An 18925-nucleotide genomic window follows, 5' to 3' on the forward strand; every position below is an offset into this window, starting at 1 on the left:
AAAATAGATTAATCCTTATCGATTAATTGAAGTAAAATGTCTGCCGGGTAACACTTGTTGTTATCAAGGGTATTATTGTATTACTGTCGGCTTTGCTGCTGATTGCACGACTTTTTCTTAGGAAACGCCAGCAGTCGCGGGTTTTGTACTCAAAATGTGTAATTTCAAACAGTACGATTTTTATACTAAAAATGAGACATTCCTTGCAGAAGGAAATAATGCGTCAATTAATTGACAATTTATTATTTATTTAAGTTGCCGGAATTACTGGCGGAAAAATAGCCCGTTTATCATGACGTTAATTTCTATTCCAACCACGAAAATAGCCTCTTATACGAGATATATCTCAAAAACCACCCATAAATATTGTCAAAGCGCATCCGCTCTGGCTTGACAAGGTTTTCATACCATCCGTAAACTCTTTAATGTGGGGATTTGTGGGATAAAGTGGCGAATTGGGTCATGAAGGGGTAACTCAGTCATGTTTCGTGGGGCAACGATGGTTAACCTCGACAGCAAAGGGCGGCTTGCCGTACCTACCCGTTATCGGGAATTGCTGAATGAGGAATCGCAAGGCCAGATGGTCTGTACCATAGACCTTCACCAACCATGCCTGTTGCTTTATACACTCCCTGCATGGGAAGTCATTGAACAAAAATTATCCCGGCTGTCGAGCATGAACCCAGCTGAACGTCGAGTTCAGCGTTTGCTGTTAGGGCATGCCAGTGAATGCCAGATGGACGGCGCTGGGCGCTTACTGATTGCAGGAACATTGCGTCAGCACGCCGGGCTGAATAAAGAAGTGATGCTGGTTGGGCAGTTCAACAAGTTTGAACTGTGGGATGAACAGACCTGGTATCAACAAGTCAAGGATGACATCGACGCAGAACAGTCCACTCAGGAACCTCTATCTGAGCGGCTACAGGACTTATCGCTATAAGCATGGTAGATAACAATCACATTGTAGATAACAACTACAAGCACACAAGCGTATTGCTGGATGAGGCGGTTAATGGCCTGAACATCCGCGATAACGGCATCTATATTGACGGAACTTTTGGCCGTGGTGGCCACTCGCGTCTGATTTTGTCCCAACTTGGGCCAGAAGGGCGCCTGATAGCAATAGATCGTGACCCACAAGCGATTGAAGCGGCAAAATCCATTACAGACCCACGTTTTTCTATCGTACACGGCCCATTTTCTGATTTAGCGCATTATGTGCGGGAACTGGATTTAGTCGGCCGTATTAACGGTGTATTGCTGGATTTGGGCGTCTCCTCTCCCCAATTAGATGATCCTGAGCGCGGCTTTTCCTTTATGCGCGATGGGCCATTGGATATGCGCATGGACCCTACTCGTGGCATATCAGCAGCCGAGTGGTTAATGAAAGCCAGCGCTGACGATATTGCTTGGGTGTTGAAAACCTTCGGTGAAGAACGTTTTGCCAAACGTTTAGCCAAGGCCATTGTTGAGCGCAACCTTACTCAACCGATGACACGCACCAAAGAGCTGGCGGATTTGATTGCTAACGCCAGCCCATTCCGCGAAAAGCATAAACATCCTGCGACGCGCAGCTTCCAGGCTATCCGCATCTATATCAACAGTGAATTGGAAGAGATAGAGCGCGCACTCGACGGTGCGCTTGAAGTTTTGGCACCGGAAGGTCGTTTATCTGTTATTAGCTTCCACTCCCTTGAAGACCGTATTGTGAAAAACTTTATCCGTCATCATAGCCGCGGGCCACAGGTTCCGGCGGGTTTGCCATTGACGGAAGCACAGTTACGCAGCATGGGTGGCCGTACCTTGAAATCGGTTGGCAAAATGATGCCGCCAGATGCTGAAGTGGCCGAAAACCCACGCGCGCGTAGCTCGGTATTACGTTTTGCCGAGAGGGTTAAAGAGTGATAGGAAACGAACGCCACGGTTTAGTTGGAGTCATCGGCGGGGATTTACTTCGCAATGCGAAGATCCCGTTAATTCTACTGATTGCGGTGTTGGTGTCTGCCATTTTTGTTGTGACCACCGCCCACCGCACGCGCTTGCTGACCGCAGAGCGCGAACAGTTGGTACTGGAAAGGGATGCGCTGGATATTGAATGGCGCAACTTGATTCTGGAAGAAAACGCCTTGGGTGACCACAGCCGTGTTGAAAGTATCGCAACCGATAAGCTAAAAATGCAACATGTTGATCCATCACAAGAAAATATCGTGGTTCAGCAATAGGTTTTTCCAATAAATAAAGGAATTTGTCGCCACCATGACTCTGAGTAGCCAAGGTAACGCATGAAAGCAGCGCGCCCCGGGAAGTTAAAGCGCCAGGAAGAACAAGCCAGCTTTATAAGCTGGCGTTTTGCGTTGCTGTGCGGCTGTATTTTGCTGGCATTGGTCGGCTTGATGTTACGTACTGCTTATCTGCAAGTGATTAACCCCGATAAGTTGGTGCGTGAGGGTGACATGCGCTCACTGCGGGTGCAGGAAGTCCCTACTGCGCGTGGCATGATAAGTGACCGCTCTGGCCGGCCATTGGCGGTCAGTGTGCCTGTTAACGCTGTTTGGGCCGATCCCAAAGAGTTGACCGAACGCGGTGGTATTACTCTCGATACCCGCTGGAAAGCTCTGTCTGATGCTTTGGAAATCCCACTAGATCAACTGGCGACGCGTATTAACGCTAACCCGAAAGGGCGCTTTGTTTATCTGGCTCGCCAGGTCAATCCGGCAATTGGCGACTACATCCATAAGCTGAAATTACCCGGAATCTATTTGCGTCAAGAATCCCGCCGTTACTATCCGGCTGGGCAAGTGATGGCTCATATCATCGGTGTAACTAACATCGATAGCCAAGGTATTGAAGGTGTAGAAAAAAGCTTTGACCGTTGGCTTACCGGGCAGCCGGGCGAGCGCACGGTACGTAAAGACCGTTATGGCCGCGTTATCGAGGATATTTCCTCCGTGGACAGTCAAGCGGCACACAATCTGGTGTTGAGTGTTGATGAGCGCTTGCAGGCGTTGGTATACCGCGAGCTGAACAATGCAGTGGCATTCAACAAAGCAGAGTCGGGGACCGCAGTGCTGGTCGATGTGAATACCGGCGAAGTGTTGGCGATGGCGAACAGCCCATCCTATAACCCGAATAACCTCACCGGTACGCCGAAAGATGCGATGCGTAACCGGGCAATTACCGATATTTTTGAACCCGGCTCAACAGTAAAGCCAATGGTAGTGATGACGGCATTGCAGCATGGCGTGGTGAAAGAGAATAGCGTGCTGAATACCTTGCCGTACTTTGTTAACGGTCACCAGATTAAAGACGTGGCCCGTTATGCCGAGCTATCCGTGACCGGGATCTTGCAGAAGTCGAGTAACGTCGGTGTTTCTAAACTGGCGTTAGCGATGCCATCCTCAGCTTTAGTAGAAACTTACTCAAAGTTTGGGTTTGGGAAAGCGACCAATTTGGGGTTGGTCGGAGAAAGCAGTGGCTTATATCCTAAAAAACAACGGTGGTCTGACATAGAGAGGGCCACCTTCTCTTTCGGCTACGGGCTAATGGTAACACCGTTACAGCTAGCGCGAGTCTATGCAACCATCGGCAGCATGGGGATTTATCGCCCGCTGTCGATTACTAAAGTTGACCCGCCAGTGGCCGGTGAACGCGTCTTCCCTGAACCGCTGGTGCGTACTGTGGTTCATATGATGGAAAGCGTGGCATTACCAGGCGGCGGGGGCACCAAAGCGGCAATCAAAGGCTACCGAATTGCCATTAAAACCGGTACCGCCAAGAAAGTCGGCCCAGATGGCAAATATATGGACCGATATCTCGCTTACACCGCTGGCGTCGCGCCCGCGAGTAACCCTAGATTTGCTCTGGTTGTGGTCATCAATGACCCGCAGGCAGGGAAATATTACGGTGGTGCGGTTTCTGCACCGGTGTTCGGTGCCATCATGGGCGGTGTATTGCGCACCATGAACATTGAGCCAGATGCATTACCCACTGGTGATAAAAGCGAATTAGTGACTAATACAAAAGAGGGTTCAGGTGGCAGATCGTAATTTGCGCGACTTACTCGCTCCTTGGGGGCTAGACGTCCCGGAGCGTGCGCTACGGGAAATGACATTAGACAGCCGTGTTGCCGCTGCCGGGGATTTATTTGTCGCTATTGTTGGCCACCAGACGGACGGGCGTCGCTATATCCCGCAAGCCATAGCTCAAGGTGTGGCGGCTGTGGTTGCTGAAGCTGATGGTGTGGCACCGGATGCCAGTATGGTCGAGATGCATGGTGTTCCTGTTATATATCTGCGTAATTTGAATCAGCACTTATCCAAGCTGGCGGGGCAATTTTACCATCAACCGGGTGCCGCATTACGTTTGGTCGGCGTGACGGGAACCAATGGCAAAACCACCACCACTCAATTGCTGGCGCAATGGGCTCAAATGTTGGGCGAAACCAGTGCAGTGATGGGGACGGTTGGCAATGGTCTGTTAGGCCAGGTTATCCCGACTGAGAACACTACTGGCTCAGCGGTTGATATCCAGCATTTGCTACGCAATCTGGTTGATCAAGGGGCGACCTTTGCCGCGATGGAAGTCTCCTCCCACGGTTTGATTCAGAACCGTGTAGCCGCATTGCCGTTTGCTGCCGCAGTGTTCACTAACTTAAGCCGTGATCATCTGGATTATCACGGCAATATGGCGAGTTACGAAGCAGCAAAATGGCTGCTGTTCTCCACTCATCAATCCGAACACAAAATCATTAATGCTGATGACGAAGTGGGTCGCCGCTGGTTAGGGCAGTTACCGCAAGCTGTCGCCGTTAGCATGGAAGGCAACATTCCTGTGGGTTGGAATGGCCCATGGCTATCAGCTACTCAGGTTCACTATCACGATAATGGTGCCAGCATTGCTTTTGATTCAAGCTGGGGCGAAGGCCAGTTAGAAAGCCGCCTGATGGGGGCATTCAATGTCAGTAACTTGCTGGTGGCACTGGCAACACTGCTTTCACTGGGTTACCCATTAACCCAATTATTAGCCGCAGCACCTCACCTACAACCGGTTTGCGGGCGGATGGAAGTATTTAATGCACCGGGCAAACCGACGGTAGTGGTGGATTATGCCCACACACCTGATGCATTGGAAAAAGCACTGGCGGCGGCGCGTTTACATTGTAAAGGCCAACTGTGGTGTGTGTTTGGTTGCGGTGGTGATCGCGACAAAGGTAAGCGCCCACTTATGGGCGGTATTGCGGAACAACTGGCTGATCGGGTGGTTGTCACTGATGATAACCCACGTAGTGAAGAGCCGCAGGCGATTGTCGCCGATATCCTCAGCGGGTTGCTGGATGCCGGGCATGCGCAAGCCATCCATGGCCGCGCAGAAGCGGTGACCAGCGCCATCATGCAAGCTAAAGCCGATGATGTGGTGTTGATTGCCGGCAAAGGACATGAAGATTATCAATTGGTCGGTAATCGCCGCTTGGATTACTCCGACCGAGTCACCGTCGCGCGTTTGTTGGGGGTGGTGGCATGATTAAGGTCTCACTGCATTTTCTGTCCACGCTGCTGAACGCCGAATATATTGGTCGCGATAGCGCCGATATTACCGAAGTGACCATTGATACTCGTAAGGTCATTCCTGGCTGTTTATTCGTTGCGCTGAAAGGCGAGCGTTTTGATGGACATGACTTTGCAGAAGATGCTGTTGCCGCTGGCGCTGGTGCTTTGCTGGTAAGTAAACGCTTACTGGTGGAGGCACCACAATTAGTGGTTAAAGACACCCGTCTGGCATTGGGGCAATTGGCTGCATGGGTGCGCCAGCAAGTGCCTGCCCGTGTGGTGGCCTTAACCGGCTCCTCCGGTAAAACCTCAGTAAAAGAAATGGTTGCGGCAATTTTGCGCCAATGTGGCAAGGTGCTTTATACCGCCGGTAACTTTAATAATGATATCGGCGTACCGCTGACCTTGCTGCGTCTGACGCCTGAATATGATTTTGCTGTCATTGAGCTAGGCGCTAACCATATCGGTGAGATTGCCTATACCACGGACTTAAGCCGCCCTGAAAGTACTTTGGTTAACAATTTGGCCGCCGCGCATCTGGAAGGTTTTGGCTCGCTGGCTGGTGTGGCTCAAGCTAAAGGCGAAATTTTTGCCGGCTTACCCGCGAATGGCACTGCGATTATTAATGCTGATAGCAATGACTGGCCGCACTGGCAGGAAACATTGCATAACAAGCGCGTATGGCGTTTTGCACCTCTCGGCGCAGAAGATATCGATTTCTTTGCCAGTGACGTGCGTATTACACCGCAAGTCACTCATTTCACTCTGCATTCTCCTTTCGGCACGGTGGCTATCGAATTGCCACTGCCGGGGCGACATAACATTGCCAATGCATTAGCCGCCGCGGCGTTAGCCATGTCGGTCGGTGCCAGTTTAACTGCCGTTCGTGAGGGGCTGACGCAATTACAGGCCGTGCCGGGTCGTTTATTCCCGATTGAGCTTGCTGCTGGCAAGTTGCTGCTCGATGACAGCTACAACGCCAATGTCGGCTCCATGACTGCCGCCGCGCAAGTGCTGGCCGAAATGCCGGGCTACCGGGTGATGGTGGTGGGTGATATGGGGGAGTTGGGTGAAACCGCAGTCGATTGCCACCGTCAGGTGGGCGAAGCCGCTAAACAGGCGGGTATCGATAAAGTCCTGAGCGTGGGGACATTAAGCCAGACACTTAGCGATGCAAGCGGGTGCGGCGAACATTTTCAGGATAAGAACACTTTAGCAGCCCGTGTCAGTGAATTGCTGCTCGAACATCCGGTTATCACCGTCTTAATTAAAGGTTCACGTAGCGCCGCCATGGAAAATGTCGTGCGTGCGTTACAGGAGAAGGCATCATGTTAGTTTGGTTGGCTGAATACTTAGTAAAATTTTACTCGGGCTTTAACGTCTTTTCCTATTTGACGTTCCGCGCCATTGTCAGTCTGTTGACGGCATTAATTATCTCATTGTGGATGGGGCCGCATCTGATCGCCTATTTGCAGAAATTACAGATTGGTCAAGTCGTCCGTAATGACGGGCCAGAGTCACATTTCAGTAAACGCGGCACCCCGACTATGGGCGGCCTGATGATTTTGTTTTCCATCACTATTTCGGTTCTGATGTGGGCTTACCCGTCTAACCCCTATGTGTGGTGCGTACTATTCATTCTTATCGGTTATGGGATTGTCGGTTTTATCGATGATTACCGCAAAGTGGTACGCAAAGACACTAAGGGCCTGATTGCCCGCTGGAAATACTTCTGGCAGTCGATCATTGCACTGGCTGCCGCTTTTGCGATGTACAGCATCGGTAAAGATACTCCAGCCACTGAACTGGTAGTGCCCTTCTTCAAAGACATCATGCCGCAGCTAGGGCTACTGTATATCCTGCTGGCTTACTTCGTCATTGTGGGCACCAGCAACGCGGTTAATTTGACCGACGGGTTGGATGGTCTGGCGATTATGCCAACGGTATTTGTTGCTGGCGGTTTCGCATTGGTGGCCTGGGCGACCGGTAACGTGAACTTTGCTGCATACCTGCATATTCCTTATCTGCGTCACGCTGGCGAGCTGGTGATTGTCTGCACCGCGATTGTCGGGGCTGGGCTGGGCTTTTTATGGTTCAACACCTATCCGGCTCAAGTGTTTATGGGCGATGTCGGTTCTCTGGCATTGGGCGGGGCGCTGGGCACCATCGCGGTATTGCTGCGCCAAGAGTTCTTATTAGTGATTATGGGCGGGGTGTTCGTGGTTGAAACACTGTCGGTCATCTTGCAAGTCGGTTCCTTTAAGTTACGTGGGCAACGCATTTTCCGTATGGCTCCGATTCACCATCATTACGAACTTAAAGGCTGGCCAGAACCGCGGGTGATCGTGCGCTTCTGGATTATTTCGCTGATGCTGGTGCTGATTGGCCTGGCGACGCTGAAGGTGCGGTAATTATGGTTGATTATCAGGGTAAGAAAGTCGTCATTATCGGGCTGGGGCTAACCGGCCTTTCCTGCGTTGATTTCTTCATCGCGCGTGGCGTAACGCCGCGTGTGATGGATACCCGTATCAATCCACCGGGCCTGGATAAATTACCCGAAAATGTCGAGCGCCATGTTGGTGACTTGAATCAACAGTGGTTATTGGACGCTGATTTGATTGTGGCCAGCCCCGGTATTGCGTTGGCACATCCAGTCTTAAGTGAAGCCGCTGAAGCCGGTGTTGAGATTGTCGGCGATATCGAACTGTTCTGTCGTGAAAATCAGGCACCTGTGGTGGCGATTACCGGTTCTAACGGTAAAAGTACCGTAACCACTCTGGTCGGTGAGATGGCGAAAGCCGCTGGCTGGCAGGTGGGCGTAGGGGGCAACATTGGCGTTCCTGCTCTGAGCTTATTGAAACAGTTGACCTTGCAAAAACACGAAAACCAATTGGTGGTGTTGGAATTATCCAGCTTCCAGTTGGAAACCACCACAAGCCTGCGTGCCAGTGCGGCCACCATACTGAACGTGACGGAAGATCACACTGACCGTTATCCGTTCGGGTTGCAGCAATATCGCGCAGCTAAGCTGCGGGTATATGAAAACGCTAAAGTTTGTGTCGTGAATGCCGATGACGCGCTCACTATGCCAGTTCGTGGTGCTGATAACCGTTGTATCAGCTTTGGGGTGGATGTCGGTGATTACCATTTGAATAAGCAGCAAGGAGAAATCTGGCTGCGGGTTCGGGGTGAGAAGGTGCTGAATACTCGGGAAATGAAATTAACCGGGCGGCATAACTATACCAATGCGCTAGCCGCACTGGCATTGGCTGATGCAGTGGGTATTCCGCGCTCATCAAGTTTGAAAGCGTTGACCACGTTCACTGGTTTGCCGCACCGTTTCCAACTGGTGTTTGAACACAACGGCGTGCGTTGGATTAACGACTCCAAAGCCACCAACGTGGGCAGCACCGAAGCGGCTCTGGATGGTTTACAGGTTGATGGCACTTTGCATTTGTTACTGGGCGGTGACGGGAAATCGGCAGATTTCTCCGGGTTAACCCGCTTTTTACAAGGCGACCATATCAAGATTTACTGTTTTGGGCGTGATGGTGAGCAACTGGCTGAGCTGCGTCCGGAAGTGTCGCAACTGACTGAAACGATGGAACAAGCCATGGTGCTGCTGGCGAAATCACTGGCACCGGGCGATATGGTGTTATTGTCACCCGCTTGCGCCAGCCTGGATCAGTTCCGCAGCTTCGAGCAACGTGGTGATGAGTTTGCTCGTCTGGCAGAGGAGTTAGGCTGATGCGCATGCCGGGGCTGGGGCTGTTTAATACCGTAAAACATTTTGTGATGGGGTCGCGCGAAAGCGACACCACCAGCATGGTGCTTTACGACAGAACCTTGCTGTGGCTGACCTTCGGTTTGGCAATTATTGGTTTTGTGATGGTGACATCGGCATCGATGCCAATTGGTCAGCGTCTGGCGGGTGATCCTTTCCTGTTTGCCAAGCGTGATGCGCTGTATTTGGCACTGGCGTTTGGTTTGTCGCTGGTGACTTTACGTATTCCGATGGAAGTCTGGCAGCGCTATAGCAACATTATGTTGCTGATTTCAATTGTGATGTTGCTGGTAGTGCTGGTGGTGGGTAGCTCGGTCAACGGGGCATCCCGCTGGATTTCTCTTGGGCCGCTGCGTATTCAGCCGGCTGAGCTATCCAAGTTGTCACTGTTTTGCTATCTGGCCAGCTATTTGGTGCGCAAAGTAGAAGAGGTTCGCAGTAACTTTTGGGGTTTTTGTAAACCCATGGGCGTAATGGTTATTTTGGCCGTACTCCTGTTGGCACAGCCCGATTTGGGTACGGTGGTGGTGTTGTTTATCACCACATTGGCGATGTTATTCCTGGCCGGTGCCAAGATGTGGCAGTTTTTAGCCATTATCGGTTCTGGTGTGTTTGCCGTTTGCCTGCTAATTGTTGCCGAACCTTACCGTATGCGCCGTGTGACATCATTCTGGAACCCATGGGCGGATCCCTTCGGCAGTGGTTACCAGTTGACCCAATCATTGATGGCTTTTGGTCGCGGTGAATTCTGGGGGCAGGGCTTAGGGAATTCAGTGCAGAAACTGGAGTATTTACCGGAAGCTCATACTGACTTTATTTTCTCGATTTTAGGCGAGGAGTTGGGGTATTTCGGTGTGGTTCTTGCATTGTTAATGGTATTCTTCGTCGCTTTTCGTGCTATGTCCATCGGGCGTCGCGCTTTAGAGATAGATCAGCGATTTTCTGGCTTTTTGGCCTGCTCGATTGGCGTTTGGTTTAGCTTCCAGGCGCTGGTTAATGTTGGGGCTGCTGCTGGAATGTTGCCAACCAAAGGCTTGACACTGCCGCTGATAAGTTACGGTGGTTCGAGCCTGATTATTATGTCAACGGCCATTGTGTTGTTGCTACGTATTGATTTTGAAACACGTCTGGCAAAAGCCCAGGCGTTTGTAAGGAGTGCCAGATGAGTGGCAAGACCAAGCGTTTAATGGTGATGGCGGGTGGCACTGGGGGACATGTCTTCCCCGGTTTGGCCGTGGCTCATCATCTGATGGCGCAAGGCTGGCAGGTGCGTTGGTTAGGCACCGCCGACAGAATGGAAGCGTCATTGGTACCCAAAAACGGTATTGAAATTGATTTTATTGAGATTTCTGGCTTACGCGGTAAGGGTTTGATGGCCCAACTGACCGCACCGGTGCGTATTTATCGCGCGGTACGTCAGGCGAAGAAAATCATGCGCGATTATCAGCCGGATGTGGTGCTGGGAATGGGCGGTTATGTTTCTGGCCCCGGTGGTTTAGCGGCATGGTCATGCGGTATTCCGGTGGTATTACATGAGCAAAACGGGATTGCGGGTTTAACTAACCGCTGGCTGGCCAGAATCGCAAAAAAGGTTTTACAGGCATTTCCGGGGGCATTCCCGCACGCCGAAGTGGTGGGTAACCCCGTTCGTACTGATGTATTGGCGCTGCCATTACCCGCTGAGCGCTTAGCCGGTCGTGAAGGGCCGATTCGGGTGTTAGTCATTGGCGGTAGCCAGGGGGCGCGAGTATTGAATCAAACCTTGCCTCAGGTGGCAGCAGCATTGGGTGAACAGATAACTATTTGGCATCAGGTGGGTAAAGGCGCATTACCCGATGTGTTGCAAGCCTACCAGCAAGCAGGGCAGGGTGATAAGCATCAGATAGTTGAGTTTATTGATGATATGGCTGCGGCTTATGCCTGGGCTGATGTGGTGGTTTGCCGCTCCGGTGCGTTGACGGTCAGTGAAGTTGCCGCCGCAGGGTTACCGGCGATTTTTGTGCCGTTTCAGCATAAAGACCGGCAGCAATATTGGAATGCACTGCCACTGGAAAAAGCCGGAGCCGCCAAAATTATCGAGCAACCGCAATTTACAGCGCAAGCGGTGAGTGCCCTGTTAGCCGAGTGGGATCGCCCCACCTTATTAGCGATGGCCGAGCAAGCAAGGCGGGTGGCTATTCCTGACGCCACTGAGCGAGTGGCTGCCGAAGTGGTCGCAGCCAGTAAGTGATACTGAAAAGATAGTTATCGCTCGCTCTTATGCGGGCTGTGAATATGCAACAGACAAAAAAGTGAAGAAAAACGTGAATACACAACAACTGGCGAAACTACGTACTATCGTGCCCGAGATGCATCGCGTCCGGCACATTCACTTTGTTGGCATCGGTGGTGCTGGCATGGGTGGTATCGCTGAAGTGTTGGCAAACGAAGGTTATCAGATTAGCGGTTCAGATTTGGCACCCAATCCGGTCACTCAGCATTTGACTTCATTAGGCGCACAGATTTATTTCCATCACCGTCCAGAGAATGTACTGGATGCCAGTGTAGTGGTGGTTTCAACAGCAATTTCTGCGGATAATCCAGAGATTGTTGCAGCTCGCGAGGCGCGTATTCCGGTGATCCGCCGCGCAGAAATGTTGGCAGAATTGATGCGTTTCCGTCATGGGATTGCGGTGGCTGGTACGCACGGTAAAACCACCACCACAGCGATGGTTTCCAGTATTTATGCCGAAGCCGGTTTGGATCCAACATTTGTGAATGGCGGTCTGGTCAAAGCCGCAGGCACTCATGCCCAGCTAGGCTCCAGCCGTTATTTGATAGCTGAAGCAGATGAAAGTGATGCATCATTCCTGCATTTGCAGCCGATGGTGGCGATTGTCACTAACATCGAAGCCGACCATATGGATACTTATCAAGGCGACTTTGAGAATTTAAAACAGACATTTATTAATTTTTTGCACAACTTGCCATTCTATGGTCGCGCGGTGATGTGTATCGACGATCCGGTGGTGCGCGAGTTGTTGCCACGGGTTGGTCGCCATATCACGACCTACGGTTTCAGTGATGACGCCGATGTGCAGATCGCCAGTTACCGGCAAGAAGGCCCACAGGGGCATTTCACGCTGAAACGACTGGATAAGCCGTTGATGACCGTGACCTTGAATGCACCGGGCCGCCATAATGCGCTGAACGCGGCTGCGGCAGTGGCTGTCGCGACCGAAGAAGGCATTGAAGATGACGATATCCTGCGCGCACTGGCAGGGTTCCAGGGGACAGGCCGCCGCTTTGATTTTCTCGGTAACTTCCCGCTGGCACCGGTCAATGGAAAAGAAGGCAGTGCCATGCTGGTGGATGACTATGGTCATCACCCGACAGAAGTGGATGCCACGATCAAAGCTGCGCGCGCTGGCTGGCCGGATAAACGTATTGTGATGGTATTCCAGCCGCATCGTTATACCCGCACACGCGATTTGTATGACGACTTTGCTAATGTTCTATCGCAAGTTGATGTTTTACTGATGTTAGATGTGTACGCCGCCGGAGAACCGCCGATCCCAGGGGCCGATAGCCGCTCGTTGTGCCGTACCATCCGTAATCGTGGCAAGTTGGACCCTATTTTGGTGTCAGACAGTGATACGGTGCCGGAGGTGTTGGCGCAAGTGCTGAATGGCGATGATCTGATTCTGGTCCAAGGCGCTGGTAACATTGGTAAAATTGCCCGTAAATTGGCTGAGCTTAAATTGCAGCCACAGACAAAAGACGAGGAACATCATGGCTGAGAAAGTTGCGGTACTGCTGGGTGGAACCTCTGCTGAACGTGAAGTGTCATTGTTATCCGGCCAGGCGGTATTAGCGGGTTTGAGAGAAGCGGGTATTGATGCTCATGGTATTGATACCAAAGACTTCCCGGTGACACAGCTTAAAGAACAAGGCTTTGATAAGGTCTTTATCGCTTTGCATGGGCGCGGTGGTGAAGACGGTACGCTGCAAGGGGTGTTGGAGTTTCTGCAACTGCCTTATACCGGCAGCGGCGTGATGGCTTCAGCGCTGACAATGGACAAATTGCGCACCAAATTGGTGTGGCAAGCTTCTGGTTTGCCAATTTCGCCTTATGTCGCGCTAAATCGTCAACAGTTTGAAACACTTTCGTCAGAGGAATTGGCGGCGTGTGTCGCTAAGCTTGGCCTGCCATTAATCGTGAAGCCAAGCCATGAAGGTTCTAGTGTTGGGATGAGTAAGGTTGATCAGGCGAATCAATTGCATTCTGCTCTGGTTGAAGCTTTCCGTCACGACACCGATGTGCTGATTGAGAAATGGCTGAGTGGGCCAGAATTCACCGTCGCGATCCTTGGTAATGATGTTTTACCGTCGATCCGCATTCAGGCTCCCGGTGTGTTTTATGATTATGAAGCTAAATATCTGTCTGATGAGACCCAGTATTTTTGTCCAAGTGGTTTGAGTGCTGAGTTAGAACAACAGTTGGCTGCATTGTCATTGCAGGCCTATCAGGCATTAGGTTGCAGCGGCTGGGGCCGTGTTGATGTTATGCAAGATAGCGATGGCAGTTTTTACCTGCTTGAAGTGAATACTTCACCGGGTATGACCAGCCACAGTTTAGTGCCGATGGCTGCCCGCCAATATGGGTTGAGTTTTTCCCAGTTGGTAGCCCGAATTCTGACGTTGGCTGACTGATATGTCGCAAGCTGCCCTAAATGCGCGTGAACGTGCGGCTGAAAACAGCGCAGCCCGGCGCAGTAACGGAGGCCAATTAGCAGGGCTGATTTTCCTGCTGATGGTGCTGGGTACCATCCTCTGGGGGGGCTGGGTGGTAGTCGGTTGGATGAAAGATGCCAGCCGATTACCACTGTCGAAATTGGTGGTGACCGGCGAGCGGCATTACACCACCAATGACGATATTCGCCAGGCTATTTTGTCATTGGGCGCACCGGGCACCTTTATGACGCAGGATGTCAACATCATCCAGCAGCAGATTGAGCGGTTACCTTGGATTCAGCAGGCTAGCGTGCGTAAACAGTGGCCGGATGAGCTGAAGATCCATCTGGTGGAGTATGTGCCTTTTGCCCGCTGGAATGATTTGCATATGGTTGATGAGCAGGGGCGGTCATTCAGTGTGCCGTCTGAGCGAATCGGCAAACAGAAATTGCCATTACTGTATGGCCCGGAGGGCAGTGAACAGGATGTTCTGGAAGGCTATCGGGCAATGAGCAAGGTGTTAGCGGCCAATAAATATCAGCTAAAAATGGTGGCAATGAGTGCCAGACATTCTTGGCAGTTGGCCTTAGATAATGATGTTCGGCTGGAGCTGGGACGGGATGACCGGATGGGGCGTTTGCAACGTTTCATCGAGTTGTATCCGCTGTTGCAACAGCAGCCAGATAAACGGGTCAGTTATGTTGATTTGCGATATGAAACAGGGGCTGCAATAGGTTGGGCTCCGGTATTTATCGGCAGTCAGAGTGGTGAGCCACCAGTAAATGGCCAGCAGAACAGTAATCCGCAACAGAATCAGGCACAGGCAAAACAACAATGATCAAGTCGACGGACAGAAAACTGGTAGTAGGTCTTGAGATCGGAACGGCAAAGGTCTCCGCATTGGTAGGGGAAGTTCTGCCCGATGGCATGGTCAATATTATTGGGGTTGGCAGTTGCCCATCCCGTGGCATGGATAAGGGTGGGGTTAACGATCTCGAATCGGTAGTGAAATGCGTACAACGCGCTATCGATCAGGCCGAGTTAATGGCGGATTGCCAAATTTCATCTGTATATCTGGCATTATCGGGTAAACATATCAGTTGTCAGAATGAAATAGGGATGGTTCCTATTTCAGAAGAGGAAGTAACTCAGGAAGATGTAGAGAACGTAGTGCATACCGCGAAGTCGGTACGTGTGCGTGATGAGCATCGTATCCTGCACGTTATTCCGCAGGAATATGCCATCGATTATCAAGAAGGCATCAAAAACCCGGTGGGCCTTTCTGGCGTGCGGATGCAGGCTAAAGTACACCTGATTACCTGCCATAACGATATGGCGAAGAATATTGTTAAAGCGGTGGAGCGTTGTGGTCTGAAAGTGGACCAACTGATTTTCGCCGGTTTAGCCGCAAGTTATGCAGTATTGACTGAAGATGAACGTGAGCTGGGTGTCTGTGTGGTCGACATCGGCGGCGGTACCATGGATATGGCGGTTTATACCGGTGGGGCATTGCGCCACACCAAAGTTATCCCTTACGCCGGGAACGTGGTGACTAGCGATATTGCGTATGCCTTCGGGACACCGCCTACAGATGCGGAAGCGATTAAAGTTCGACACGGCTGTGCGCTCGGGTCGATAGTCAGCAAGGATGAAAGTGTAGAAGTGCCAAGTGTTGGCGGACGCCCTCCCCGTAGTCTGCAAAGACAGACGCTCGCTGAGGTTATAGAACCACGCTACACCGAACTGCTGAATTTGGTTAATGACGAGATTTTACAATTGCAGGAGCAATTACGTCAGCAAGGCGTGAAGCATCATCTGGCAGCCGGTATCGTGCTGACAGGCGGAGCGGCACAAATTGATGGTTTGGCTGAATGCGCTCAACGGGTATTCCATGCCCAGGTTCGCATCGGCCAACCGCTCAATATCACCGGGCTGACGGATTATGCACAGGAACCTTATTACTCCACTGCTGTTGGGTTGTTGCACTATGGTAAAGAATCTCATCTCAGTGGTGAGTCAGAAGTAGAAAAACGTGCCTCAGTGGGCAATTGGTTTAAACGCATCAATAGCTGGCTGAGAAAAGAGTTTTAATGTTTCAACAAAGAGATCATGCTGAACATATTTTTTGATCTCGAAGCGACAGGCACAAAACGGAGAGAAACTATGTTTGAACCTATGGAACTAACCAATGACGCGGTGATTAAAGTCATCGGCGTCGGTGGTGGCGGTGGTAATGCCGTCGAACACATGGTGCGCGAGCGCATCGAAGGTGTTGAATTCTTCGCCGTTAATACAGACGCTCAGGCGCTACGTAAGACGGCTGTTGGCCAAACCATCCAGATTGGTAGCGGTATTACCAAAGGTCTGGGTGCTGGCGCGAACCCGGAAGTGGGTCGCAATTCAGCAGAAGAAGACCGTGAAGCTTTGCGCGCAGCCCTTGAAGGCGCAGACATGGTATTTATCGCCGCGGGTATGGGTGGTGGTACCGGTACTGGTGCTGCTCCTGTTGTTGCTGAAGTGGCAAAAGATCTGGGTATTCTGACAGTTGCTGTGGTTACCAAGCCTTTCAATTTCGAAGGCAAGAAACGCATGGCATTCGCTGAGCAGGGTATTGCTGAATTGTCCAAACATGTGGACTCACTGATCACTATTCCGAACGATAAGTTGTTAAAAGTTCTGGGTCGTGGCATCTCCTTACTGGATGCATTTGGTGCAGCTAACGACGTATTGAAAGGCGCTGTTCAGGGTATAGCCGAGCTGATTACCCGCCCAGGTCTGATGAACGTCGACTTTGCTGACGTGCGCACTGTGATGTCCGAAATGGGTTATGCCATGATGGGCTCAGGTGTGGCTTGCGGTGAAGATCGTGCTGAAGAAGCAGCAGAAATGGCGATTTCCAGCCCGTTGCTGGAAGATATCGACCTGTCTGGCGCTCGCGGCGTGTTGGTCAACATCACCGCTGGTTTCGATTTGCGTTTGGATGAATTCGAAACTGTGGGTAACACTATCCGTGCATTTGCATCTGACAATGCGACCGTCGTTATCGGTACATCGTTAGACCCGGAGATGAACGATGAACTGCGCGTAACTGTGGTTGCAACCGGTATCGGCATGGATAAACGCCCTGAAATTACGCTGGTTACTAACAAGCAGACTCAGCCTGTTATGGATCACCGTTACCAGCAGCATGGCATGTCACCTTTACCTCAGGAAGTTAAACCTGCGGCTAAAGTGGTCAATGATCCAACTGCTCAAACCAATAAAGAGCCCGATTATTTGGATATTCCGGCATTTTTGCGTAAGCAAGCCGACTAATTTCCGAAAAAATTGGAATCTCCGCTCTTTGTGCTAAACTGTCCCGCCGATCTTGTTATAAGCTAGGTCGGTAGGATGGATAACATTGCGAGATAAAACGATGATCAAACAAAGGACTTTAAAACGTATTGTTCAGGCGACTGGCGTCGGTTTGCACACCGGTAAGAAAGTCACACTGACAATGCGACCCGCGCCGGCTAACACCGGGGTCATCTATCGTCGCACTGACTTGAATCCACCGGTTGATTTTCCGGCAGATGCAAAATCCGTGCGTGATACCATGCTCTGTACTTGTCTGGTCAATGAGCATGACGTGCGTATTTCTACTGTTGAGCATCTCAACGCTGCTCTGGCAGGGTTAGGGATTGATAACATTATTATTGAAGTTAACGCTCCCGAAGTACCGATAATGGATGGTAGTGCCAGTCCATTCGTGTACTTGCTGCTGGATGCGGGTATCGAAGAGTTAAACTCTGCGAAGAAATTCCTGCGTCTGAAAGAGACGGTACGGGTTGAAGACGGTGATAAATGGGCTGAATTGTCTCCATTCAATGGATTCCGTTTAGATTTCACCATTGATTTTAATCACCCGGCGATTGACTCCAGTACGCAGCGCTACCGCTTAGATTTCTCGGCCGATTCATTCGTCCGTCAAATCAGCCGTGCACGTACTTTTGGTTTCATGCGTGATATCGAATATTTACAGTCCCGCGGTTTGTGCCTGGGCGGTAGTTTCGATTGTGCCATCGTGGTAGATGATTACCGCGTATTAAACGAAGATGGCCTGCGCTTCGAAGATGAATTTGTTCGTCATAAAATGCTGGACGCCATTGGCGACCTGTTTATGTGTGGCCACAATATTATTGGCGCATTTACTGCGTACAAATCTGGTCATGCATTAAACAACAAGCTATTGCAGGCTGTCTTAGCTAAGCAAGAAGCCTGGGAGTTTGTGACGTTCCAAGACGAAGCCGAAATGCCATTGGCATTCAAAGCTCCGTCTACAGTATTAGCTTACTAAGCTTATTTATCACTTTTGGTTGCGCTGGCACTCTCTCCGGCCAGCGCAGCCAATCGTTCCAATATTGTCCTCAGTTTTTCAGGGCTACGGCTCGCTAATCCTCTTAATTCCTTAGCGCTTTCCAAACTTAACTGACGTAATGGCGGCGATTTCTCAAGATCTTGCGACGTTTTTGCGGCATTCTGCGCATAGTTATGACCGCTGGCCATCAACGACGGATTAATCCTGATGTCGATTGAAGACAATGATGGTAGAATTTGCGCTCGTAGTGCAGAGAGTAATGCCGGTTGTTCATAGCGCAAGCGCATCAACCAGCTGGCGTTCGCGGTTTCTAGCACTAAAACACTCTGGCGATAGTTAGCAACACGGCACCACGGCTGCAATTGTGAAGGGAGCAATCCTTTTACCGCACGGTTAAGTTTTAACAGTGCAGTAGCGCGTTGTTGTACGTTATGCAGCGGTCCGTTTTCTGCTGCAATTGCATCATCGAACAGAACATCTAATAATTGTGGGCGGCTTTCACGCATTGACAAGGCTCCGGCGGAT

At 50.9% G+C, this 18925-nt stretch carries 17 protein-coding genes; 16 read left to right on the top strand and 1 reads right to left on the bottom strand.

The annotated features are described in order from the left end of the window. Positions 1-481: 481 nt before the first annotated feature. From mraZ to lpxC, 16 genes are all read left to right on the top strand, one after another. The gene (gene mraZ / locus HU019_RS15950; RefSeq protein WP_077174242.1) at positions 482-940 is read left to right on the top strand and encodes a division/cell wall cluster transcriptional repressor MraZ; all 459 of its coding nucleotides are present in this window, start codon (positions 482-484) and stop codon (positions 938-940) included. Between the two features lie 2 nt (positions 941-942). Then, a complete protein-coding gene (gene rsmH, locus HU019_RS15955; RefSeq protein WP_077174241.1) occupies positions 943-1905 on the top strand; it encodes a 16S rRNA (cytosine(1402)-N(4))-methyltransferase RsmH in 963 nt (320 codons plus the stop codon). Beyond that, positions 1902-2222 (top strand): cell division protein FtsL, encoded by a 321-nt coding sequence (ftsL, locus tag HU019_RS15960; RefSeq protein WP_174848754.1) that lies wholly within the window; start codon positions 1902-1904, stop codon positions 2220-2222. Before rsmH ends, ftsL begins: the two co-directional genes overlap by 4 nt. A 60-nt stretch (positions 2223-2282) precedes the next feature. Beyond that, complete coding sequence (locus tag HU019_RS15965; protein WP_005156878.1) at positions 2283-4046, top strand: peptidoglycan glycosyltransferase FtsI; 1764 nt, start codon at positions 2283-2285, stop codon at positions 4044-4046. Continuing rightward, complete coding sequence (gene murE / locus HU019_RS15970; RefSeq protein WP_174848752.1) at positions 4033-5520, top strand: UDP-N-acetylmuramoyl-L-alanyl-D-glutamate--2,6-diaminopimelate ligase; 1488 nt, start codon at positions 4033-4035, stop codon at positions 5518-5520. The genes HU019_RS15965 and murE overlap by 14 nt, the downstream gene beginning before the upstream one ends. Next, positions 5517-6881 (top strand): UDP-N-acetylmuramoyl-tripeptide--D-alanyl-D-alanine ligase, encoded by a 1365-nt coding sequence (gene murF, locus HU019_RS15975; RefSeq protein WP_174848750.1) that lies wholly within the window; start codon positions 5517-5519, stop codon positions 6879-6881. Before murE ends, murF begins: the two co-directional genes overlap by 4 nt. Continuing rightward, positions 6875-7957, top strand: a complete 1083-nt coding sequence (mraY, locus tag HU019_RS15980) for a phospho-N-acetylmuramoyl-pentapeptide-transferase (protein ID WP_005167069.1) — start codon at positions 6875-6877, stop codon at positions 7955-7957. Before murF ends, mraY begins: the two co-directional genes overlap by 7 nt. 2 nt (positions 7958-7959) lie before the next feature. Continuing rightward, positions 7960-9294, top strand: coding sequence for a UDP-N-acetylmuramoyl-L-alanine--D-glutamate ligase (murD, locus tag HU019_RS15985; RefSeq protein WP_174848748.1), 1335 nt, complete (start codon positions 7960-7962; stop codon positions 9292-9294). Beyond that, positions 9294-10496: a cell division protein FtsW gene (gene ftsW / locus HU019_RS15990; protein WP_077174238.1), complete on the top strand. Its 1203-nt coding sequence runs from the start codon at positions 9294-9296 to the stop codon at positions 10494-10496. Before murD ends, ftsW begins: the two co-directional genes overlap by 1 nt. Beyond that, positions 10493-11560: an undecaprenyldiphospho-muramoylpentapeptide beta-N-acetylglucosaminyltransferase gene (gene murG, locus HU019_RS15995; RefSeq protein ID WP_174848747.1), complete on the top strand. Its 1068-nt coding sequence runs from the start codon at positions 10493-10495 to the stop codon at positions 11558-11560. The genes ftsW and murG overlap by 4 nt, the downstream gene beginning before the upstream one ends. Positions 11561-11633: 73 nt before the next feature. Beyond that, entirely contained in the window at positions 11634-13109 is a 1476-nt protein-coding gene (murC, locus tag HU019_RS16000) for a UDP-N-acetylmuramate--L-alanine ligase (protein ID WP_174848745.1), read from the top strand. Further along, positions 13102-14022 carry a D-alanine--D-alanine ligase gene (locus HU019_RS16005; protein ID WP_174848743.1) on the top strand — a complete coding sequence of 307 codons (921 nt, stop codon included), beginning with the start codon at positions 13102-13104 and terminating at the stop codon, positions 14020-14022. The genes murC and HU019_RS16005 overlap by 8 nt, the downstream gene beginning before the upstream one ends. Position 14023: 1 nt before the next feature. Further along, positions 14024-14881 (top strand): cell division protein FtsQ, encoded by an 858-nt coding sequence (gene ftsQ / locus HU019_RS16010; RefSeq protein ID WP_174848741.1) that lies wholly within the window; start codon positions 14024-14026, stop codon positions 14879-14881. Next, on the top strand, positions 14878-16134 hold the full coding sequence (gene ftsA, locus HU019_RS16015) for a cell division protein FtsA (protein WP_002210431.1): 1257 nt from the start codon (positions 14878-14880) through the stop codon (positions 16132-16134). Before ftsQ ends, ftsA begins: the two co-directional genes overlap by 4 nt. A gap of 72 nt (positions 16135-16206) precedes the next feature. Beyond that, positions 16207-17358 carry a cell division protein FtsZ gene (gene ftsZ, locus HU019_RS16020; RefSeq protein ID WP_025379504.1) on the top strand — a complete coding sequence of 384 codons (1152 nt, stop codon included), beginning with the start codon at positions 16207-16209 and terminating at the stop codon, positions 17356-17358. Positions 17359-17458: 100 nt separating this feature from the next. Next, positions 17459-18379 (top strand): UDP-3-O-acyl-N-acetylglucosamine deacetylase, encoded by a 921-nt coding sequence (gene lpxC / locus HU019_RS16025; RefSeq protein WP_004389005.1) that lies wholly within the window; start codon positions 17459-17461, stop codon positions 18377-18379. 2 nt (positions 18380-18381) lie between these two features. Here the strand turns inward: lpxC and HU019_RS16030 are convergent, their stop codons facing one another. Continuing rightward, the gene (locus HU019_RS16030) at positions 18382-18906 is read right to left on the bottom strand and encodes a DUF721 domain-containing protein (protein WP_174848739.1); all 525 of its coding nucleotides are present in this window, start codon (positions 18904-18906) and stop codon (positions 18382-18384) included. Positions 18907-18925 lie beyond the last annotated feature (19 nt).

The organism is Yersinia artesiana (assembly GCF_902726545.1).
Taxonomy (GTDB): domain Bacteria; phylum Pseudomonadota; class Gammaproteobacteria; order Enterobacterales; family Enterobacteriaceae; genus Yersinia; species Yersinia artesiana.